This is a genomic window from Sinorhizobium sp. NFACC03 (genome assembly GCF_900103435.1).
GTDB lineage: Bacteria > Pseudomonadota > Alphaproteobacteria > Rhizobiales > Rhizobiaceae > Ensifer.
Genome location: NZ_FMXF01000011.1, coordinates 1 through 14711, shown reverse-complemented (window position 1 = coordinate 14711; position 14711 = coordinate 1). Strand labels below are relative to the sequence as shown.

Genomic DNA, 14711 nt, shown 5'->3' with positions numbered 1-14711 from the left:
ACCTCGCCATCGACAAACTGACAAGCAAACGGGAAGGACCACGAAAATGCGCGTCTATTACGATCGTGATGCCGATATCAACCTGATCAAGTCGAAGAAGGTCGCCATCGTCGGCTACGGCAGCCAGGGCCGCGCCCATGCGCTGAACCTGAAAGATTCCGGCGCCAAGGAAATCCGCATCGCGCTGAAGCCGGGTTCGGCAACGGCTGCCAAGGTCGAGGCCGACGGTCTCTCGGTTCTGTCGGTTGCGGAAGCCGCCAAGTGGGCCGACCTGATCATGATGGCAACGCCTGACGAACTGCAGGCCGAAATCTACAAGGCCGACATCGCCGGCAACATCCGCGACGGCGCTGCGATCGCTTTCGCCCACGGCCTCAACGTTCACTTCGGCCTGATCGAGCCGAAGGCTTCGCTCGACGTCGTCATGATCGCGCCGAAGGGCCCGGGCCACACGGTTCGCGGCGAATACCAGAAGGGCGGCGGCGTTCCCTGCCTCGTTGCCGTTCACCAGGACGCTTCGGGCAACGCCCTTGACCTCGCGCTCTCCTACGCCTGCGGCGTCGGCGGCGGCCGTTCGGGCATCATCGAAACCAACTTCAAGGAAGAGTGCGAAACCGACCTCTTCGGCGAACAGGTTGTTCTCTGCGGCGGTCTCGTCGAACTCATCCGCGCCGGCTTCGAAACGCTGGTTGAAGGCGGCTACGCTCCGGAAATGGCCTATTTCGAGTGCCTGCACGAAGTGAAGCTGATCGTCGACCTGATCTATGAAGGCGGCATCGCCAACATGAACTACTCGATCTCGAACACGGCCGAGTGGGGCGAATACGTCACCGGCCCGCGCATCATCACCGAAGAAACCAAGGCCGAAATGAAGCGCGTCCTCAAGGACATCCAGACCGGCAAGTTCACCTCCGAGTGGATGCAGGAGTACAAGTCGGGTGCCGCCCGCTTCAAGGGCATCCGCCGCGTCAACGACAGCCACCAGATCGAGGAAGTCGGCGCGAAGCTCCGCGGCATGATGCCCTGGATCGGCAAGAACAAGCTGGTCGACAAGGCGAAGAACTAAGCCTTATCGAACGATTGAATGAAGGAAGCCGGGGCAGTGCCCCGGCTTTTTTCGTGACCCGGGCAGGCCACTTGCAAAACCGCGTCATTGCTGCCGGATCGGCGCGAGATTGGTCGAGGCAGACGGGTGGCAGCCTGACGGCGTGCGGCGGCAAGATGCAAGCAGTCGGCCTGGAGCATCCTGCCTGAAGTGAAACCAGTTGAGACAGAAAGATGGGCTACTGCATGTTTCCTTTAATCGTGGCCGGTTAAAGGACAAAAACATGCAGCACTTCAAAGTGCTACAGCGACCTTTGCGCGTCTGATGAGACGCGCGGCGCTGTAGAACCAAAGCACTCGAGCGTGATTGGTGCGATCATCTGAACGCACGGCGCCCTAGACGACTTCCCAGAGAAACCGAAGCAGATCCAAACAGAGACTCCCAAGCAGATCCAGCCAAAAGCCAGGGAAGGCGACAGAGGCCGAACCGGCGCCGAAGCCGACCACGCCGAAACCGAGCGCTCCGTCCCAGCCGTGACCTTGCCAGCCGAGCAGGGCGCCGAAGGCGGTCGCCGCACAGACGACTGTGACCCGAACGATAAACAGGAACGTCTCGCGCATGCTTGCCTTCCTGGCTGAGAGCAGAACAATCTATGGTTCACTTCAGCATATAAGTTCGCGTATGCGTGATCGCCAGGGGCCAGGAGCGAGGAGGTCCGAAGAGAGGGCCGTTCCGTTTCGGCTACCGCATGTCTCCTTTAATCGGCTTCAGCGAATCAAAGTGCTACAGCGACCTTTGCGCGTCTGATAAGGCGCGCGGCGCTGTACCTCGGGTGTCAGTCCCGCTGCGCCGCCAGGATGAGATCGCAGGCGGCCGTAATGTCGTCGACAACCGCCGAAGGCGCCGGCTGGAAACGCTGCTCATCGCCATCGCGATATTTGCCGCTGCGCACGAGGATCGCGGTGCCGATCCCGGCGGCAAGCGCACCGGCGGTATCGCTTTCGGCATCGTCGCCGATCATGGCCAAATCGGCCGGGTCAAGGCCCATGCTCGCTGCTGCTGCCAGGAAGAAATCGGCAGAGGGTTTGCCGAAGAGCTTCGCCTTGATGCCGCTCGCATGTTCCAGCGCCTCGACAAAGGGGCCGGCATCGAGGCTCAGCTCGCCGTCGCGATCACGGAAGAACCGGTTGCGGGCGAGCGCCAGCAGCGGCGAGCCAGCCATCAGGGCGCGAAACGCGGCGTTGAGGCCCTCATAGCTGAAGCGCTCCGCGGCATCGCCAAGCACGACGGCGACGGGGCCGTCCATGCGGCAATCGGCGAAGTCTTCCTCAAGCGCGGGATGAATGAGCAGGTGCGGCTGGTGGCTGTTCGCCTTGAGCCAGGCGCGCGCGGCGGCAACCGGCGTGAACACCTCGTCGGCAGCGCAATCGAAGCCAAGGCGCTGCAGGTGAGCGACGATCTGGCGCTTCGACTGGCGGGTGGTGTTGGTCAGGAAGCGGACGGGGAGGCGAGCTGCGCGCAGCCGCAGCACCGCCGCGATGGCACCCGGCAACACCGTGTTGCCGTCATAGAGCACGCCGGAGAGATCGAGCAGCACGCCTCTTGCCATGGCAAGAGACTGCCTGAGCGCCAGACCATGGTCAACGTTGGGCGGCGGACGCCTCCCAATCGGTTCCCCTTTAGCGCTGGCACCTTGGGGACTGGTTGCTGTCTTCCCACGGCAGGCGAGCAGGGCCGGTGCCGCCTAAGGATCAGGCCTGCCAGGCCTGCAGCCGTTCGACGGTCGTCGTCGCGCCGCCGCAGACGATCATCAGCACGCGCTCGAAGCGCAGGAGTTGATCGGCGTGCTCGTAGGCGATGGCCAGGGCGGCGCCGCAGGCGGGTTCCACCAGCACGCGGTGGTCGTCGAGGAAGCGGGTGCAGGCGTCGACCGCCGACTGGTCGCTGACGACAACGCATTCGACCGGCCGGATCTGGCTGATCTCGAAGGCACGCTTGCAGACCTTTCGGGCGCCGAGCGAAGTGGCGACGCCGCTGATCGAGGGTAGCTCCACCAGCTCTCCCGCCTTGACGGAGGCGAGGTAGGACGCGGTGCCTTCGGTCTCCGCAGTGACAATAGGAATTTCTCGGAGCCCGTTGCGCTCCAGTCCCTCGGCGACGCCCGACAGCAGCCCGCCGCCGCCGACAGAGAGCACGACCGCATCGAAGGCGAGGCCGGCCTTGACCACCTCGTCGATCATCGTCGCGTGCCCGGCCCACAGCAGCGGATCGTCGAAGGGATGGATGAAAGCGGTCTCGGCATCGACGGATGCGAGCGCGCGGGCATTCGCTTCATCCCAAGCGGCGCCGTGGACGATCACCTCGGCGCCTTCCTGGCGGATAAGCGCCTTTGCCCGTTCGGTGGTCGTTTCGGGAACGAAGACGGAGACGGGGATTGAGAGCTGGCGGCCGGCATAGGCAACCGCCATGCCGGCATTGCCGCCGGAGGAGGAGACGAAACGCCGCTTGCCGTTTCGCGCATGGTGCTCGCAGGCAGCACCAACGCCGCGGATCTTGAACGAACCGGGCGGCTGCAGCGCCTCCATCTTTAGCCAGATGGAGCAATCGGATGCGAGGCTTAGCGGGCGGGATTCAAGGAGGGGAGTTTCGAGGTGAAGTGCCATGGGATGTTCCGTTGAGCGCGCGGTGCTGGAGGCCGGTTTGTTGCAATGGCTCCTGCGGGAGAATCTTGAAGCAATTTGCCCCTGATCGCTAGTTCAACGCAACACGGGAGGGGTACAGTCGCGGATGGCCGTGTCCTGTCGTGGGATACTATGGGTCTACGGCGCCCGTCACCAGAGAAGGCCGCTCAATGTCATGAGCGTGATGAAGAGCAGGGACAGGACGAGCGATGCCTTGATGGCTGCCAGAGTATAGTCGTATCGGCGAAGTCTGTGTGTGAGCGTCTGGAACATGTGTTCGTCCAATCGTAAGGGATCTGCGGCTCCTCGCCGTTCGTTCAAGCGCAATGCGGCGCCCGTAAAATGTAGCGCCCGTAAATTCGCTGTGGCGAGATTGTCTGCTCAGCCCCGAACACACCCGTTACACACCCGTTCGGCTCACGGTTGCCTCTCGCCTCCGCGCAACGTCGCGGACGTACTGCTGTCGATAAAGGAGGAAATTGGCGGTCGGGAGCCCCCCACCGCGATATGCCAAGTCGGCCAGTGTCGATCGTCGAACCATGCGCCTCAAATGTGTCCAGCACAAGGGAGATCCCCTTCGAAGGACATCCCTTCGACGTTCCGGCACTCATGGCCTGTCCGGGTTACGGGCCTATCCGGATTTCGGGGCCTTGCCGGATTTCGGGCCCTTGCCGGGACGGGGTGTCGGGTTCAGGGGCGATATCACGCCCGGCCAGGGGAGGCGTCGGGCACCGGTGTAGCGGGTAATCGCGCTGGGTCTTTGCGGCGCGCCGCCGTCGTTTTCCCACTGTTCGAGATTTGCGGTTTCAATCTGCCGCGGGGTGCGCTGCCCATCCCGGTTCTGCAGTTCAGCAAGCAGGATATCCGCGGTGGTAACGCCCGCCTGGAACCTTCTGACAAGGAAGACGGCGGCAAGGCGAAGGCTGTCTTGATCGTCAAGGTCGACGCGCTGATGAAAGCCCGCGCGCCGCAACACGCCATCGAGCATTGCCAGGTCGGAGGGAGCCAATGGATGCCGCTGAGCGGGTGACATGAAGCCACCTCCTGTTGACGGGAAACGTCGTTTTCGGCGCGTCCAGGGCGCCGTACGTTCATCTGAACGCACAAAGGACGCTCCGACAATTCTCTCCTACTGCATGTCTCCTTCAATCGATCTCGATTTAAGGACGAAGACATGCAGCAAGTCAAAGTCTACGGCGGCCTTTGCGCGTCTGACAAGACGCGCGGCGCTGTCGGTGCTTGCGCAAGGCCTTATGCCCATGTCCGGGCCTGCGCGTTCGGTTTCAGTCGATATTACGGCCGGCGCGATTTTCGGGATGGTTTGCTTGCGGGCACCTCCGCAGGCGGTTCGGCGGCGGCGCGCTCAAGGCGCTGGGCCTTGAGCTTCTCGGTCTTCTTGTCGCGGGCGATCTTTTCGGCAGCAACGATTGCTCTCGCCGTGTGATCGGTGGCGGAGGCCTTCTCGCTCGCGGAGGTCTTGGCCGGTTTAAATGCCGTGTTGGGGTGTGGCGTCATGACCTGTCTCCTGAAACGGGCGGATTTTTGCCGACCCCAAGCCTCAGCGCGAAGGTCGCGCTGCCTTCTTGGGTCCCGGCAGCAGGCCTTCGCGCTGGAGCTTCTTGCGCTGCAGCTTGCGCTGGCGCCGTACCGCTTCTGCCTTTTCGCGGACGCGCTTTTCCGAAGGTTTCTCGTAGCTGCTGCGCGCCTTGAATTCACGGAACAGACCCTCGCGCTGCATCTTCTTCTTCAAGATGCGCAAGGCCTGGTCGATGTTATTGTCCCTAACGAGTACCTGCAAAAGATGTTCTCCTGTTGTCGGTCGCGGCTTTCCCTGTAGCCGCGGTTATCTGCCGGGTTTGGTGCTCAATTTTTTGAGCCAGGGCCCGGTGATGGCCGCCTGGGGGGCGTCCTCTTTCGAAGTCTCGGCATGCTCGATGTCAGTCTCCAGCACGCAGCGTTCGAACGTCTCGCCTTCGACCCTTACGCGAAAGCGCGCCTCGCCACGATCATTGGGCAAAAGGCCGACGATCAGACCAAGACGGCTGTTCAAGGTCGACTGAGCGGCACTCGCCCTCAGCGTGACCTTGTCGCCAATCTCATAGGTTTTGCGGCTCATGGTGGTCTCCTGAAAAGGGCCCTGAGACGCAAAAAGGCCGGGTTGTTCCCCGACCTCTTCCCGTCATTCAAGCGCCTCCCTGCCAGTACATCCGTGGTCAGAGGAGGGCGAATGACAAATTATTCGGCCCTGAGATTGTCGGCCGAGCTCTTGCCCGTTCTGCGGTCGGCAACAACGTCAAAGGTCACTTTCTGACCTTCGTTGAGCGAGCGCATGCCAGCCCGTTCGACCGCGGAGATGTGTACAAACACGTCCGTGCTGCCGTCGTCGGGCTGAATGAAGCCGAAGCCCTTGGTGCCGTTGAACCATTTTACCGTGCCTGAAGCCATGACGATTTCCTTTCAATCGCTGAATTTACCAGAAATATTTCTCTGGCGGTGATCGATATTTGAGAGGAGATCTGGCCGCGCGGAAGCGCCGTGTCAAAGGTCACAAGCAATATTCGATGAGGTGATATATAGACGATACTTTTTGAAACTCAATGAAAATATTAAATTATTTGATTTTGAGCGATCGCGAAAACATCTGCAAAGGCCTGAAATGGCGGGTTTTTCGTCCATTTATTTTTCTTGTTATTCAAGCTGATACGGCTTCTCGAGAGCCAGACGCTGTGCGCGTGAGCCACGCCGCGACCCGTCGTTGCGCGGTGCTCCGGACGCATAGCTGCTGAATGAAAAGGCAGGCGCTGCTTTGAGGGCGGGCAAGCGGATTCTTGGATCGGCAAGCGGGCTGTCGCTGGCCATTTCGACCAAAGCGGCCGGTCGCGACAGGAGGCGCGAAGGTAGAAGGCGGCGGCGCGCTGTCTTCGGCGCACCGCCCCCGCTTGTCAGGCGCTTGTAAAGGTCTGCGGCGAGACCTGCAATGCGGCGGCGATGCGCTGCAGCTTGGCGGGATCGGTATCGGCGCCAAGCTCGATCTTTGAGATTTCAACTTCCGTCAGGCCAGTCGTGACCGAGAGATCGTCGACCGTATAGCCGGCGGTTTCACGCGAATGCTTGATGGCGGCTCCGATATTGACGCGGGACAGAGATGCGCCGGGGGCCTTGGTTAGGTCTTTCTTAAAGGACATGAAGTGTCTCCTTCGTTGGTCCACCGACAAAGAACATTGTCGGTTGAAGGGGGCCCAAAACTGAAATGCGACTCGGACAGATGAGCGCGAACCTAGGGCGCCGCTAATATAAGCGAGAAGTTTCCGGGCGCAAGTTTGCGGCCGAAGTTTTGTGAAATGCCTATTTAAATCAATCGTTTACCCTGTGATTTCCGCGCCAGGAGGCCGGTAAATCCCATCGGTCAGGGGCATCATCCTTACGACGCGCGGGTGCTCGACGCAGTGCAAAAACGGCAGGGAAATTCACACGAGGCGAGCCTCGATCAGAAAGGGCCCACGCCGCGATAGCGCGGCATCGAAGAGCGCTGCAAAGGCTTCGCAGGAGGTCGCGACGGCAGCTTCAACGCCGAAGCCGCGGGCGAGCGAAACCCAGTCGAGCGCGGGGTTGTCGAGGTTCAGCATGCGGCGCGCGTTGGTGCCGATCTCTTCGACGCCGACATTGCGCATTTCGGCATGCAGGATGGCGTAGGTACGGTTGGAAAAGATGACGGTGACGATGTCGAGGTTTTCGCGCGCCTGCGTCCACAGGCCCTGAATATTGTACATGGCGCAGCCATCGGCCTGCAGGCAAATCACCTTGCGGTCGGGACAGGCGATCGCGGCACCGGTGGAAAGCGGGATGCCTTCGCCGATCGCGCCGCCGGTCTGCATGATGAAATCGTGCGGCGCAGAGAAGGCCGAAAGTGCGAAGTAACGCCGGGCCGAAGTGGCCGCCTCGTCGCAGACGATCGCATTCTCCGGCACCTTATGGGCGACGATGACGGCGATTGCGTCTTCGGTCAGCGCGCCCGAAGGCTCGCCCTCGTCTGTGGGGGCGCTTGGCATCGGCAGGGGCAGCGTGGCGCTGATACCGAGTTCGTCGCGCAGCGCTTCGAGCGTTCCTTTCAGGTCTTCACCGTGGCGGGCAAGCGTGACCACCGCGCAGCCTTCCGGCACCAACCGGCCGGGCTTTCCCGGATAGGCGAAGAAAGCCACCGGTTCCGGTGCGCCGACGAGGATCAGAACCTTGACGTCGCGGAGCGTTTCGAGCGCCATGTCGATCGGGTAGGGGATGCGCCGCGGCGCCACCCGCCCGCGGCCGCGCTGGGTGTGGGCGACTAGCACCTCGTTGAAAAGCTGGACGTTGCAGGCGGCCGCGATCCGCCCGGCGATGGCGAGGCTCTCGGCCCTTGCGGCGGCGCCGCTTAAGACCATGGCGACCCCTGCAGGATTCGCACGGACGAGGCGGGCGACCTCGCGGACCGTTTCCGCACTTGCCGGCCGCGGGGCTTCGATCAGGACTTGTTGCACTGGCGCGTCGGTGGAAAACGCGCCCCAGGACGCGTCTGCCGGCAGGATCATGGTGGCAACGCCCGGTGGCGTCAACGACGCGCGATAGGCGGCGGCCGCCGTCGGCCCCACGTCGGAGGGGTCGTTCACCCGCCGCACCCAGTTCGACATCGGGCGTGCCAGTCCCTCGATATCGCTGGTCAGCGGGGCATCGAGCGCAAGATGGTAGGAGGCATGGTCGCCGACGACGTTGATGACAGGCGTGCGAGCGCGCCGCGCGTTGTGCAGGTTGGCAAGGCTGTTGGCGAGACCGGGACCGGTGTGGAGCAGGGTCGAGGCCGGGCAACCCGTCATGCGCGCATAACCATCGGCCGCACCGGTGACGACGCCTTCGGAGAGGCCGAGGATACAGCGCATCTCCGGCTTGCGATCAAGGGCGGCGACGAAGTGCATTTCCGACGTGCCGGGATTGGCAAAACAGACATTCACATCGTTTGCCAGAAGTGTATCGACGAGGATGTCCGCACCTGTGGTGCGAATAGGTTGGCCGCCTTCTCCCATGCGCGTGTCCCCCGATGGCGTTCACGCATGATAGCTGCAAGTGATGCGGGTGCAAGGTAGGCTTGCGGCGGCGCTCGATGCGCCGCCCAAGTGGGGTTACGTCCGCTGCCAGGCGAGATGGGCGCCGAGCCCGATCAGCACCGTGCCGCCGGCGCGCTGCAGCAGGCGCTGTGCCCGGGTGGAGCGGCGCATCTTGACGACGACGGCATCGGCGAGAAACACGCAGACGAGATCGGCGGAGGAGAACATCAGGTTGACGACGGTGCCGAGCAGCAGAAACTGCACCCACACCGGGAAGGCGGCAGAGGCATCGGTGAACTGCGGCAGGAAGGCGACGAAGAAGATCGCGGTCTTCGGGTTCAACACCTCGACGGTGATGCTTTCGAAGAAGGCGCGGCGGGCCGATTTCGCCTCGACCGCGGGCAGGTGACCGTCGCCGCTCGCCTTGGCACGCATCAGCGTGAAGCCCAGCCAGACGAGATAGGCGGCACCGGCAAGCTTCACCACGAGATAGAGTGTCGGCACCGCATGAAACAGGATCGAAAGTCCGGCGGCGGCCGCAAGGACATGCACGTAACCACCGAGATGGATGCCGAGCGAGGCCATCAGCCCGGCAAAACGGCCGCGCGCCATCGTCTGCGCAGCGGCGTAGAGCATCGCCGGTCCGGGGATATAGGCGAAGATCGCTGTCGTGACGAAGAAGGTGAGGAGAATGTCGAGCGATGGCATGGGATACCTCGTCTGCTGATGCGCGGCCTCTTTCGAGAGTCGTTCTAAGGTCTTGCGCGGGAAAGTTGACGGGAAATCGGAGCGCCCCCCGTGAGCGTCAGACCGGTATCTCCCCGGAGACGAGGCGATCCTCGGGCTGCGCGCTGGCTGCGAGCCCTGCGGCCACGCCCTGACGATCTTCAATGCTGCGGTTCTGACTGAACTTGCGCTTGCCGTCGAGGCGGTCGATCGGCAGCCGCAGACCGATGATGCCGCGAAGCTGGGCCTTGACGAAGGCGGGTGGCGCGTCGCTCACCTGCCAGGGTTCGGCACGCGCCGCCTCGTGACGATTGGTCAGGCGGGTGACGACATCGAGAAGCCGGTCCTCGTCGGTAAAGAACTCGACCTCGCCATAGGCATGCACGGCCGAATAGTTCCAGGTCGGCACGACCTTTCCGTGCTCGCGCTTGGAGGCATACCAGGAGGGGGTGACATAGGCATCCGGTCCCATGAAGGTCGCCATGGCTGCGCCGATCGGCGAGGTCGTCCCTTGCGGGTTGGCGCGGGCGAGGTGGCCGTAGAGTGTGCCATAAGGACCTTCGTCGCGATCGAGCAGCAGCGGCAGCGGGGTGGCCAGCAGGCCCTCGGCCGTTGCGGTGACGAAAGTGGAAAGCGATGCGGCCTCGATGATCGCGTGCAGCACGCTCAGTGTTTCCTCCTTGAAGGCCGGGGGTGTGTACATGATCTTGCTCCTTGTGCTTGTCCTGTCATAGATGCAAACTGGACCAGAACGAATATCCAGTTTCCGCATAAATGAGTGGGCCAGTTGGTGACGGAGAAGGACGAGGCGAGGGGCGGGACCACCCGGCGGATCTACGACGCGCTGAAGGCGCAGATCCTCGGCGGCACCTATGGCCCCGAAGATCGGCTGCCATCGACGCGGGCGCTTGCGGCCGAGCTTGGTGTCTCGCGCACCACCGTGACCGCAGCCTATGAGCAGCTTCTTTCCGAGGGGTTTCTGGAGAGCCGGCAGGGCGCGCCTTCAAGAGTGGCGCTGCTGCACGCGCATGAGGGTGCCAAGCCGCTTTCCGCAGGGACGGCTTCCCGGTTTGCGCCGAGACCGGCAGCACCCGTTCGCCTGTCGCGCTTTGGAGCGACCCTTGGTGAAGGGCCGTCCTGGGTGCCGCCGCAGTCCGGTGGGTTGATCGCCGATTTTCGCTACGGCGACCTGTCGGCGGCCGACTTTCCGGCGGAGGCCTGGCGGCGGGCGGTCAACGCCGCACTTCGGCGACGCCAACCGCGGCTCGCCTATGACGACCCCGGCGGCTCGGCGGAGCTGCGGGCAGCCCTGCAGGCCTATCTCTGGCGGGCGCGCGGGCTGAGATGCGCGCCGGACCAGATCATCATCGTCAACGGTTCGCAGCAAGGACTGGATCTTGCCGCCCGCGTGCTCCTGGATCCCGGCGACCGCGTTGCGATCGAGGATCCCGGCTACGTTATGGCGCGCCGGGTGTTTGCGGCCGCCGGCGCTGAGGTGGTTCCGATTGCCGTCGACGAGGAGGGGCTGCAGACCGATGCGCTCGCGGGGCTCGACGCCGTCAGGCTTGCCTATGTCACGCCCTCGCATCAGTTTCCTCTCGGCGGCGTGCTCTCGGCCCGGCGCCGGCAGGAGCTTCTCGCCTGGTCGGAACGCAGCGGCGCCTTTGTGATCGAAGACGATTACGACGGCGAGTATCGCTACGATATCCGGCCGATCCCGCCGCTGCAGACGATGGGCCATGCGGAGAACGTCCTTTATCTCGGCACGATCTCGAAGAGCCTGTCGCCGATGCTCCGGCTCGGTTATCTCGTCGTGCCGCCGCTGCTTTACCCCGTCTTCGCCGCCGCCAAGCAGCTGGTCGACCGGCATTCGCCCAGCCTCGAGCAGGAGGCGCTGGCGGCGATGATTGCAAGCGGGGCCTATGAACGCCACATTCGCCGGAGCCGGCGCAGCAATGGCCGCCGCCGCCAGGCGCTGCTTCAGGCGCTCAAGGCGGAACTCGGTAGCCGCGTGACGATATCGGGCGCCGACGCCGGGTTGCACGTCGTCGTCTGGTTCGAGCGGCTGGACCGGACGCAGGAAGGCGAACTGATCGTGCGGGCGCGGGCAGCGGGCATCGGCCTTTATCCGATCTCGCCCCTCTACGGTGCCGATGATGCCGGTCACCGGCCGGACCGCGCCGGCATCGTCATGGGCTATGCAAGCCTCGAAGTGCCGCAGATCGGTCAGGGTGTCGCGGCGCTCGCGAAGCTGCTGGGTGATTGGTTCGATTAGCACCGGCGGCACAAAACGCCATGCAGATCACCATTCGACGTGGGCCGTCCGTCCACCTGTGGTAGGGTGGGGCTATCTTCCGCCATCGACCGGCCTCCGGGCGGGCGGCAATGGGAGCGAAAATCACGGGCAGGGACAGAGCGGCGCAGGGGCGTCGACTGGGGGAGCAGATGGCAGACCGGAGAGTGCAGCCGTTGCAGCCGGGACAACCCGCACCCGCCTTCGAGCTTGCAAGCGCCAATCGGGACGGTCCGGTTTCGCTTGCGAGCCTTCGCGGCCGGCCGTTTCTGATCGGTCTGTTCCGCGGCCTGCACTGCCCGTTCTGCCGGCGCCAGATGCGGCAGTTCTCCTCCGTCGAGCCGGCATTGCGTGCCGTCGGCGTGGAAACGCTGGCGGTGGTCAACACCCCGGTCGAGCGGGCGCGCCTCTATTTCCGCTTCCAGCCGACGCCGGTCACGGTCCTTGCGGATCCGGACTGCCAGACGCACAGGGATTTCGGCGCGCCACAGGCCGCGCTGCTTCCGCCCGAAAGCACGGAGACGCCGGAATGGCCCCATCGCACGCGGCCTGCCGATTTCGCCGCAGCGCGCATCAACCCGACAGGCGAGCTCGCCGAACCGATGCATCCGATGCGGGCCAATGAGTTGCTCAATGCACGCGAAGGCTTCGAGCCGGACGAGACCGATCTGCGAATCTTTGCCGAACACGGAACGCAACTGGTCGGCCACTTCCTGGTCGATGCAGCCGGCATCATCAGCTGGAGCGAGATCGAGGCGCGGTTCGGCCCCGACGAACTCGGCGTGTTCCCGAGCGCCGCGGAGATCATGACGGCCGTCAAGAGGGTCGCAACCTAGTACGGGCAACCGGCTTGCAAGCTGGGGCCTGCAAACAGGGTGCAGGCCAAGGTCGCAACCGGCCTCGCGTTACGGTTAGCTGCTTGCGCCCTGGCTGCGTCTGCTCATAGTGGCCAACTCTTCAGTGTGGCGGTGTGGCCTTCATGAGATCTCATCGCATACATCCCCAGCTTCACGACATGTTCGGTGAAGAGCAGCCGCCGGCCTATCTGCTCGCGATCTCCTGTTTGGTGTCGGTGTCGCGGCCACCTTTGCCCTGTCGGCGGGCCAGATGCTGGCAGGCCTTGCCTGGTGGCGGGCGGCACTGGCGCTTGTCCTCGTCCTCGATATCGCCGCCGGCTGCATCGCCAACTTCACGCCCTCGACCAACGACTTCTACGCGGCGCGGCCGCGCAATCGCTGGATCTTCATCGCGATCCACTTCCATGTGGTCATCGTCGCGCTGCTCGTCGGCACCGGGCTCGGTGCTGCGGTCGCCGTCTGGGCCTATACGATCGCTGCGGCCGCGGTCGTCAATCTGCTTGCGGGACGCGCCGCACAGACCTTTGTCGGCGGGCTGCTGCTGGCGGTCGGCCTCACTGGCTTGCCGATGTTGCCGGGCTTGACGCCGGCGATGGCGGCGGTGTCGGCCCTGTTCATGCTGAAGGTGCTTTTCAGCTTCGCGGTCGATCACTACCGCACTGTCGTTTCCAGCGGTGGGTAGCCGCGCTGGCATCCTTGCCTTGCAGGACCGCATTCAATAGCCTCGGAAGTGGCAAGCTCAGGGAGAGGCTCATGGCAGTTTCAGCGGCAGAGGCGGCATTGCGCCTTCCGACATTCGACGACGTGCAGGCGGCACGGGACCGCATCGCCGGCATGGCGCATCGAACGCCGGTGCTGACCTCGCGCACAGCCGATGCCGCCACCGGCGCGCGGCTTTTCTTCAAGGCGGAAAATTTCCAGCGCGCCGGCGCCTTCAAATTCCGCGGTGCCTACAACGCGATCGCCGCCTTGCAGGAAGGCGGCCAGAAGCGGGGCGTCGTCGCCTTCTCCTCCGGCAACCACGCGCAGGCGATCGCCTATGCCGCGCGGCTGCAGGGTGTTGCCGCGACGATCGTGATGCCGAAGGATGCGCCCGAAATGAAGGTGGCGGCGACCCGCGCCTATGGCGCCGATGTCGTGTTCTATGACCGCTACACCGAGGACCGGTCGGCGATCAGCGCGAAGCTGGCGGCCGAGCGCGATGCCGTCCTCATCCCGCCCTTTGACCACCCTGATGTGATCGCCGGGCAGGGGACGGCGGCGCTGGAACTGATCGAGGAGGTGGGCGAACTCGACCTGATTGTGACGCCGCTCGGCGGCGGGGGCCTGCTCGCCGGCACGGCACTCAGCGCCAAGGAACGTTCGCCCGGCGCTGTCGTCGTCGGTGTCGAGCCGGAGGCTGGCAATGACGGACAGCAGTCGCTCAGGAAGGGCGAGATCGTCCATATCCCGGTGCCGAAATCGATCGCCGACGGGGCGCTGACCAACCATATCGGCGAGCACAATTTCCCGATCCTCAAGCGCGATGTCCGCGAGGTCGTCACGGTGAGCGACGCCCAACTCGTGGAGACCATGCGCTTCTTTGCCGAGCGCATGAAAATGATCGTGGAGCCGACCGGATGCCTGGCGGCGGCGGCCGTGCTGCAGGGCGTGCTTCCCTGCGCCGGGCAAAGAGTGGGCATCGTGATCAGCGGCGGCAATGTCGATCTCGCGACGTTCTGCGCCCTGCTGCAGTAGAGAGCGGCGATCCCAGAGCATCCGTGTTGGTCAAGTACGGGTTGGTTCCCATATGCGGCCATCCCTGAGCAATGCGTTTGCGATGATGATGAGCTTTCGCATGACGGCGGTAATGGCGAGTTTTGAGGCTTTTCCGGCGGCCTTGAGCCGGTCGTACTTGGCCTTGAGGTCGGGATTGAAGCGGATGGCGACGAGCGCGGGCATGTAGAGTGCTCGTCGGACATTGGCCCGGCCGCCGCGGATGAAGGCGCGGCCGATCCACTGTCCGGACTGGCGAGCGACCGGAGCGAGGCCGGC

General features: G+C 63.8%; 19 protein-coding genes. 5 read left to right on the top strand and 14 right to left on the bottom strand.

All coding sequences use genetic code 11. From position 1 onward, the window contains the following. Window positions 1-46 precede the first annotated feature (46 nt). Window positions 47-1066 (top strand): ketol-acid reductoisomerase, encoded by a 1020-nt coding sequence (gene ilvC / locus BLU35_RS15485; RefSeq protein ID WP_058322376.1) that lies wholly within the window; start codon window positions 47-49, stop codon window positions 1064-1066. 374 nt (window positions 1067-1440) lie between these two features. Here ilvC and BLU35_RS15475 read toward each other — a convergent pair whose 3' ends face one another. The 13 genes from BLU35_RS15475 to BLU35_RS15420 all read right to left on the bottom strand — a co-directional run bounded on the left by BLU35_RS15475 (window position 1441) and on the right by BLU35_RS15420 (window position 10230). Then, a complete protein-coding gene (locus BLU35_RS15475) occupies window positions 1441-1665 on the bottom strand; it encodes a hypothetical protein (RefSeq protein WP_093233624.1) in 225 nt (74 codons plus the stop codon). Window positions 1666-1880: 215 nt separating this feature from the next. Then, the gene (locus BLU35_RS15470) at window positions 1881-2654 is read right to left on the bottom strand and encodes a TIGR01458 family HAD-type hydrolase (RefSeq protein WP_093233623.1); all 774 of its coding nucleotides are present in this window, start codon (window positions 2652-2654) and stop codon (window positions 1881-1883) included. A gap of 142 nt (window positions 2655-2796) precedes the next feature. Next, window positions 2797-3708, bottom strand: coding sequence for a pyridoxal-phosphate dependent enzyme (locus BLU35_RS15465; protein WP_093233622.1), 912 nt, complete (start codon window positions 3706-3708; stop codon window positions 2797-2799). 168 nt (window positions 3709-3876) lie between these two features. Then, entirely contained in the window at window positions 3877-3999 is a 123-nt protein-coding gene (locus BLU35_RS36135) for a hypothetical protein (protein ID WP_255571031.1), read from the bottom strand. Window positions 4000-4357: 358 nt separating this feature from the next. Continuing rightward, on the bottom strand, window positions 4358-4759 hold the full coding sequence (locus tag BLU35_RS34975) for a hypothetical protein (protein ID WP_143032930.1): 402 nt from the start codon (window positions 4757-4759) through the stop codon (window positions 4358-4360). 260 nt (window positions 4760-5019) lie between these two features. Beyond that, window positions 5020-5241: a hypothetical protein gene (locus BLU35_RS15455; RefSeq protein ID WP_057253726.1), complete on the bottom strand. Its 222-nt coding sequence runs from the start codon at window positions 5239-5241 to the stop codon at window positions 5020-5022. Window positions 5242-5284: 43 nt separating this feature from the next. Further along, the gene (rpsU, locus tag BLU35_RS15450) at window positions 5285-5524 is read right to left on the bottom strand and encodes a 30S ribosomal protein S21 (RefSeq protein WP_057253728.1); all 240 of its coding nucleotides are present in this window, start codon (window positions 5522-5524) and stop codon (window positions 5285-5287) included. A 45-nt stretch (window positions 5525-5569) separates the two neighbouring features. Continuing rightward, the gene (locus tag BLU35_RS15445; protein ID WP_057253730.1) at window positions 5570-5842 is read right to left on the bottom strand and encodes a hypothetical protein; all 273 of its coding nucleotides are present in this window, start codon (window positions 5840-5842) and stop codon (window positions 5570-5572) included. Between the two features lie 119 nt (window positions 5843-5961). Beyond that, complete coding sequence (locus BLU35_RS15440) at window positions 5962-6171, bottom strand: cold-shock protein (RefSeq protein ID WP_057253733.1); 210 nt, start codon at window positions 6169-6171, stop codon at window positions 5962-5964. 497 nt (window positions 6172-6668) lie between these two features. Beyond that, a complete protein-coding gene (locus tag BLU35_RS15435) occupies window positions 6669-6911 on the bottom strand; it encodes a helix-turn-helix domain-containing protein (RefSeq protein WP_057253735.1) in 243 nt (80 codons plus the stop codon). 282 nt (window positions 6912-7193) lie between these two features. Beyond that, complete coding sequence (locus BLU35_RS15430; RefSeq protein ID WP_093233621.1) at window positions 7194-8780, bottom strand: acetolactate synthase large subunit; 1587 nt, start codon at window positions 8778-8780, stop codon at window positions 7194-7196. Between the two features lie 96 nt (window positions 8781-8876). Beyond that, entirely contained in the window at window positions 8877-9509 is a 633-nt protein-coding gene (locus BLU35_RS15425) for a LysE family translocator (protein WP_065376289.1), read from the bottom strand. A gap of 97 nt (window positions 9510-9606) precedes the next feature. Next, the gene (locus BLU35_RS15420) at window positions 9607-10230 is read right to left on the bottom strand and encodes an FMN-binding negative transcriptional regulator (protein WP_093233620.1); all 624 of its coding nucleotides are present in this window, start codon (window positions 10228-10230) and stop codon (window positions 9607-9609) included. Window positions 10231-10317: 87 nt separating this feature from the next. Between BLU35_RS15420 and pdxR the strand changes: the two genes are divergently transcribed. The 4 genes from pdxR (at window position 10318) to BLU35_RS15400 (ending at window position 14414) form a co-directional block, all read left to right on the top strand. Beyond that, a complete protein-coding gene (gene pdxR, locus BLU35_RS15415) occupies window positions 10318-11802 on the top strand; it encodes a MocR-like pyridoxine biosynthesis transcription factor PdxR (RefSeq protein WP_286161537.1) in 1485 nt (494 codons plus the stop codon). Window positions 11803-11972: 170 nt separating this feature from the next. Further along, window positions 11973-12656, top strand: coding sequence for a redoxin domain-containing protein (locus tag BLU35_RS15410; RefSeq protein WP_093233618.1), 684 nt, complete (start codon window positions 11973-11975; stop codon window positions 12654-12656). A 271-nt stretch (window positions 12657-12927) separates the two neighbouring features. Beyond that, window positions 12928-13359: a hypothetical protein gene (locus BLU35_RS15405; RefSeq protein WP_210185141.1), complete on the top strand. Its 432-nt coding sequence runs from the start codon at window positions 12928-12930 to the stop codon at window positions 13357-13359. 71 nt (window positions 13360-13430) lie between these two features. After that, window positions 13431-14414 (top strand): threo-3-hydroxy-L-aspartate ammonia-lyase, encoded by a 984-nt coding sequence (locus tag BLU35_RS15400; protein ID WP_093233617.1) that lies wholly within the window; start codon window positions 13431-13433, stop codon window positions 14412-14414. Window positions 14415-14444: 30 nt separating this feature from the next. Here BLU35_RS15400 and BLU35_RS15395 read toward each other — a convergent pair. Then, a partial coding sequence (locus BLU35_RS15395; protein ID WP_143032929.1) for a transposase occupies window positions 14445-14711 on the bottom strand: 267 nt, incomplete at its 5' end.

What these genes read in the sequence shown, in the direction of transcription:
- ilvC (WP_058322376.1), top strand. Translation starts at nt 47, where the DNA reads ATGCGCGTCTATTACGATCGTGATGCCGATATCAACCTGATCAAGTCG.
- BLU35_RS15475 (WP_093233624.1), bottom strand. Translation starts at nt 1,665, where the DNA reads ATGCGCGAGACGTTCCTGTTTATCGTTCGGGTCACAGTCGTCTGTGCG.
- BLU35_RS15470 (WP_093233623.1), bottom strand. Translation starts at nt 2,654, where the DNA reads ATGGCAAGAGGCGTGCTGCTCGATCTCTCCGGCGTGCTCTATGACGGC.
- BLU35_RS15465 (WP_093233622.1), bottom strand. Translation starts at nt 3,708, where the DNA reads ATGGCACTTCACCTCGAAACTCCCCTCCTTGAATCCCGCCCGCTAAGC.
- BLU35_RS36135 (WP_255571031.1), bottom strand. Translation starts at nt 3,999, where the DNA reads ATGTTCCAGACGCTCACACACAGACTTCGCCGATACGACTATACTCTG.
- BLU35_RS34975 (WP_143032930.1), bottom strand. Translation starts at nt 4,759, where the DNA reads ATGTCACCCGCTCAGCGGCATCCATTGGCTCCCTCCGACCTGGCAATG.
- BLU35_RS15455 (WP_057253726.1), bottom strand. Translation starts at nt 5,241, where the DNA reads ATGACGCCACACCCCAACACGGCATTTAAACCGGCCAAGACCTCCGCG.
- BLU35_RS15445 (WP_057253730.1), bottom strand. Translation starts at nt 5,842, where the DNA reads ATGAGCCGCAAAACCTATGAGATTGGCGACAAGGTCACGCTGAGGGCG.
- BLU35_RS15440 (WP_057253733.1), bottom strand. Translation starts at nt 6,171, where the DNA reads ATGGCTTCAGGCACGGTAAAATGGTTCAACGGCACCAAGGGCTTCGGC.
- BLU35_RS15435 (WP_057253735.1), bottom strand. Translation starts at nt 6,911, where the DNA reads ATGTCCTTTAAGAAAGACCTAACCAAGGCCCCCGGCGCATCTCTGTCC.
- BLU35_RS15430 (WP_093233621.1), bottom strand. Translation starts at nt 8,780, where the DNA reads ATGGGAGAAGGCGGCCAACCTATTCGCACCACAGGTGCGGACATCCTC.
- BLU35_RS15425 (WP_065376289.1), bottom strand. Translation starts at nt 9,509, where the DNA reads ATGCCATCGCTCGACATTCTCCTCACCTTCTTCGTCACGACAGCGATC.
- BLU35_RS15420 (WP_093233620.1), bottom strand. Translation starts at nt 10,230, where the DNA reads ATGTACACACCCCCGGCCTTCAAGGAGGAAACACTGAGCGTGCTGCAC.
- BLU35_RS15410 (WP_093233618.1), top strand. Translation starts at nt 11,973, where the DNA reads ATGGCAGACCGGAGAGTGCAGCCGTTGCAGCCGGGACAACCCGCACCC.
- BLU35_RS15405 (WP_210185141.1), top strand. Translation starts at nt 12,928, where the DNA reads ATGCTGGCAGGCCTTGCCTGGTGGCGGGCGGCACTGGCGCTTGTCCTC.
- BLU35_RS15400 (WP_093233617.1), top strand. Translation starts at nt 13,431, where the DNA reads ATGGCAGTTTCAGCGGCAGAGGCGGCATTGCGCCTTCCGACATTCGAC.